Source organism: Pseudomonas syringae pv. cilantro (genome assembly GCF_001293775.1).
GTDB lineage: Bacteria > Pseudomonadota > Gammaproteobacteria > Pseudomonadales > Pseudomonadaceae > Aquipseudomonas > Aquipseudomonas syringae_P.
Window position 1 is genome coordinate 1 of record NZ_LGLN01000036.1, and the last position, 3,874, is coordinate 3,874.

Sequence of the window (3,874 nt, forward strand, 5' to 3'; positions counted from 1 at the left end):
ATTGCTCGCCAGAGATGCCTCGCTAAATCAGATCCTCATTTTTTTCTAGGTGGGGTTCGTGGCGCGGATACACCGTTTCCGTGCTGGACGGTCACTGCAAACTGCAGTGGAAAGCTGATTGGGCTATGCGATTGATCCACCGTAATACTGCTTTTGAAATGCATGGCGAAGACCTTACAGACTCAGCCCATACTGTGCGTGATATCTGCAAGGTCTTAGGTGTACAGCCTCCACTTTTGATGAAGTACGGCCTGTTCACCGATATCACCGGCCATAAAATATCCAAGAGCAAAGGCAATGGTTTCTCGCTAGATCAAGTCAACCGCTACATGCCGGAAGAAGCACTGCAGCACTTCATGTTCAACAACCCTAATCGTACCTCTCGATTTTATCCTCACGTATCCGTCAAGGCGTATGACAACTACATCGCTGATCACACGCTGCTAGACAGGGCTCAACCCAACAATCCGATTGACTTTTTTCATCGCGCGCCGACCCATTACAGACGCTTAGCCACTTATCAAAAGATGCTGAATATCTTTACCGCTTGCCATCCCAGCGATATTGATACGGCTTATTACTACTTGCTCAAGCATGAACATACAAGGCACGACATCATTAATGATAATGCATTCGCAACCGTGGTACAAAAAGCCTTCACGTACTATCAGGAAATGATCGCTCCTGAATATCGACCTTTTCTACTAGACAGATATGCAGCACATTTTCTGCACTCAATCTCAGCTCAATTGAGGTTTTTTGACAGCAAACACAAGCAGATTAATCATCTGCAGCTTAAGCACATATTCGAAAGCGTCGAAACCCAGAATATCGGGGCGCCCTATAGAACGCTATACGCATGCCTGTTTGGTGAAGAGCATGGACCCCGCATCGTTGAATATATCAATCTTCTGGGGACGCAGGCTTTTTGCAAAAGACTTGATTCAAATATTCAACAAGCTATTCATGACAGGGAGTATGGTGCCATGAAGAACAATGAGCACGCGAGCCAAGAAGCCTTCCAAGACTCCGATACTGCTAACAACCCAGCGAAAATTGAAACATCAAATCAGGTGAATCAAGAATTAAAAGCTATCAACTTTGAAGAGATAAAAGTACGTGCAGAAGCTTTTGCGAAGCATTTAAGGGCCAATAGCGAATCTATTGCAGAAAGCCTTTCCGGCTTTGAGTGTTACAACGTGGCCATAGATGAAATAGCGCGCTGCATCGAATTCCTGGATAATATTGAATTCAATAGATCGTTTTTGAACGCCGTGTCAACTGCGTTACTAGTTATCTTCCACTTAATCAACCAATCTACGCGACGACCTGCTTCGGTATAATACCGTCTCTGCTGGCCGACGCAGCATGGCTGCGGCCTCCGACTGCTATGCATCTGCACTATAAAAAATTGCTAAAATTATTACAGCTTGATCACTTCTTCCCGAATCTGCACGTCTCTTTTGCCGACAAAGAAACGTTTGTCAGTCAAACTGCAGCGATCTCAGACGCGGTCATTTTTACCGGTACGCCCGAGAATGCTGCAAAGGTCAGAAAGTCTTATCTGAAACGCACGCTCTTCATTCTCAACGGTGCAGGCCACAACCCCTTGGTGTTAGCCGCCGATACATGCATTGACACGGCAGTGGAAAGTGCCTTACGGGTCGTTTTATATAATCAAGGACAGGATTGCGCCGGCCCTAATAGCATCTTGGTACATACCCGGGCCTATCCCGAATTTGTCAAGCGGCTGCGCGAAGAGCTTACTGAATGTGAAGGTTTTGTAGGTGATTACAAACACAAAGAAAATATCGTAGGACCTAACAGTGATCCCGATCACACATTGAAAGTCATGAAAATGTTTAGGGATTATCGCGAACACTGTACCTATGGCGGCGAAATAAACCCTATAACCGGCTTAATCCGACCTACAGTATTCGAGCGCCCACTGTCGTTGGGTGGCAATTATAAAGAGTTTTTCGCCCCCGTTTTTTTCGTACAAAATTATAGCGAAGACGCTGAACTGGCAGCTTACTTTGAGCATCCGCTTTACACCCCAAATTCGATGTACATTTCTCTCTTTGGCAATAGCGATTACATTAACCGCCTTATTGAATCCGGAAAACATGAGCCATGCACAGTACTGAACAACACCGACCTGCACATCATCGAAAAGGGTTACGCCCCGTATGGGGGACAGGGAGTCGCGGCCTCGTGTCTTTATGTGAACGGCGTGCGCATTGCCAAACCGACATTACCGCAACGTGACATCCACGAACATCTGGTTGCCTTCTCAAGCCGCTAGATATGGCTTTCAATGGCCCGACCAGTCAGAGAGGTGATAAATGAACAGAGTGCTGTTGGGGGCGCTTATCCTCGGCGTGTCCATTATCGGTTTGAGCATTGGTTCGACCGTACCCGTGGTGGCGTTGCGTCTTTACCAGGGCGGGGCGCCAAATGTACAAATTGGCCTGATGTCTGCGCTTCCGGCAGCGGGGATGATGATGTCTGCATTTATTGTGGGGTGGCTCTGCAAACGCTTGAGCCGGCGACATATCTATCTGTGTTGCTTCAGCCTGTCCGCGCTGAGCATCGCCGCACTGGAGGTACTTCCATCAACGCTGGCAATTCTGGCAGTAGCCAGACTGGCAATGGGACTGGCAGCAGGGACCATTATTATCCTGGGAGAGTCATGGGTAAATGAAATTGCCATGGACTCGTACCGGGGCAGGATTGTCGCGATCTATACAACATGCTTTACGGTTTTTCAGTTGCTTGGGCCGGCGATGGTTTCAGTATTTGGCACTGTCGGCGCGCAGGTAAACAGTGTGGTCGTCGCTGGACACATTGTGGCGCTGGCCGTTATCTGGTTCATCTTGCCAAGGCATCTGACCGGCCCGAGAGACACCGAACACAAAACGTTCTCGGTACTGGGCTTTATTCAGGTAGCACCTGCGCTGTGCATGGGGATTATTTTCTTCTCATTTTTCGATAGCGTCATTCTGTCGATGTTTCCGGTTTATGCTGCCGATCATGGCTACACCCTCAAACTCGCGGCACTGATGGTTACCGTTATCCTGCTGGGAGACGCCATGTTCCAATTTCCGCTGGGCTGGCTATCGGACAACCTTTCAAGACCTGCGGTTTATCTTGGGTGCGGGGTGTTGTCGCTGGCAATCGGAATGAGCATGCCTTTTCTGATGAATCACCCGCTATTCATATGGCCTTGCCTGGTGCTGCTGGGCGCGGTGGCAGGGGGCGTTTATACCTTGGCAATCATTCTTATCGGCGAGAAGTTCACAGGCCAGGACCTGATCACCGCCAACGCAAGCGCCGGACTCCTATGGGGAGTTGGCAGCTTGCTGGGGCCTTTGATCAGCGGAGTAGCAATGACAGGTAACGCAAATGGTTTGCCGTTGACGCTATCAGCAGCAGCTTTACTGTTCGTCCTTTTCGCGTTGCAGTTGCTGAGAAAGACCGGTGGCGTCAAGGCGCTTGAGTAAATGTAAGTCTAAGGGGTCTACCGCTCACTTACGCAATGCGCCTGACTCACAGGCAAGATCTCAACTGTCTATCGTGCGACGCTTCGCGTCNCTGGACGCTCTGCGTCCGGTCCTGATGTGCTGTTACCGTCAGTGCTTTCGCGAACAGGCTCACCTGACATTCCGTGCATGGCCTGCCGCGCAGTGGGCAGTAAGTCGCACGGACCTGTGTGGGCGAACATGCTCGCGAAAGCGTGACGGCTAATGAATCACCGGGCAGATTTATGATCCAGCGCGGCGTAGAAATTGGCGCTCTGTTGCAGGTATTTGGTGGTGTAAGTCTGGGTGGTATGCGTTTTTTTGTCGTTCACTTCGACACTGGCGCTGGCCGG

3 protein-coding genes and 1 pseudogene are annotated in these 3,874 nt (G+C 49.7%); all 4 read left to right on the top strand.

Features of this window, described 5'->3' with window-relative positions; translation table 11 throughout:
• Positions 1-80 precede the first annotated feature (80 nt).
• The 4 genes and pseudogenes from ABJ99_RS29100 to ABJ99_RS29805 all read left to right on the top strand — a co-directional run bounded on the left by ABJ99_RS29100 (position 81) and on the right by ABJ99_RS29805 (position 3,503).
• Positions 81-1,343: a hypothetical protein gene (locus ABJ99_RS29100; protein WP_230081012.1), complete on the top strand. Its 1,263-nt coding sequence runs from the start codon at positions 81-83 to the stop codon at positions 1,341-1,343.
• Between the two features lie 47 nt (positions 1,344-1,390).
• Positions 1,391-2,305: an aldehyde dehydrogenase family protein gene (locus tag ABJ99_RS29105; protein WP_054085910.1), complete on the top strand. Its 915-nt coding sequence runs from the start codon at positions 1,391-1,393 to the stop codon at positions 2,303-2,305.
• A gap of 40 nt (positions 2,306-2,345) precedes the next feature.
• Positions 2,346-2,966: pseudogene (locus tag ABJ99_RS29800) on the top strand (MFS transporter); the annotation flags it as partial.
• Positions 2,964-3,503 carry an MFS transporter gene (locus tag ABJ99_RS29805; protein ID WP_375232701.1) on the top strand — a complete coding sequence of 180 codons (540 nt, stop codon included), beginning with the start codon at positions 2,964-2,966 and terminating at the stop codon, positions 3,501-3,503. The pseudogene ABJ99_RS29800 and the gene ABJ99_RS29805, both read left to right, overlap by 3 nt.
• The last annotated feature ends 371 nt before the right edge of the window (positions 3,504-3,874 follow it).

Bases quoted from the DNA above. Each gene is read 5' to 3' on its own strand.
- ABJ99_RS29105 (WP_054085910.1), top strand. From the start codon at position 1,391: ATGCATCTGCACTATAAAAAATTGCTAAAATTATTACAGCTTGATCAC.
- ABJ99_RS29805 (WP_375232701.1), top strand. From the start codon at position 2,964: ATGGGGATTATTTTCTTCTCATTTTTCGATAGCGTCATTCTGTCGATG.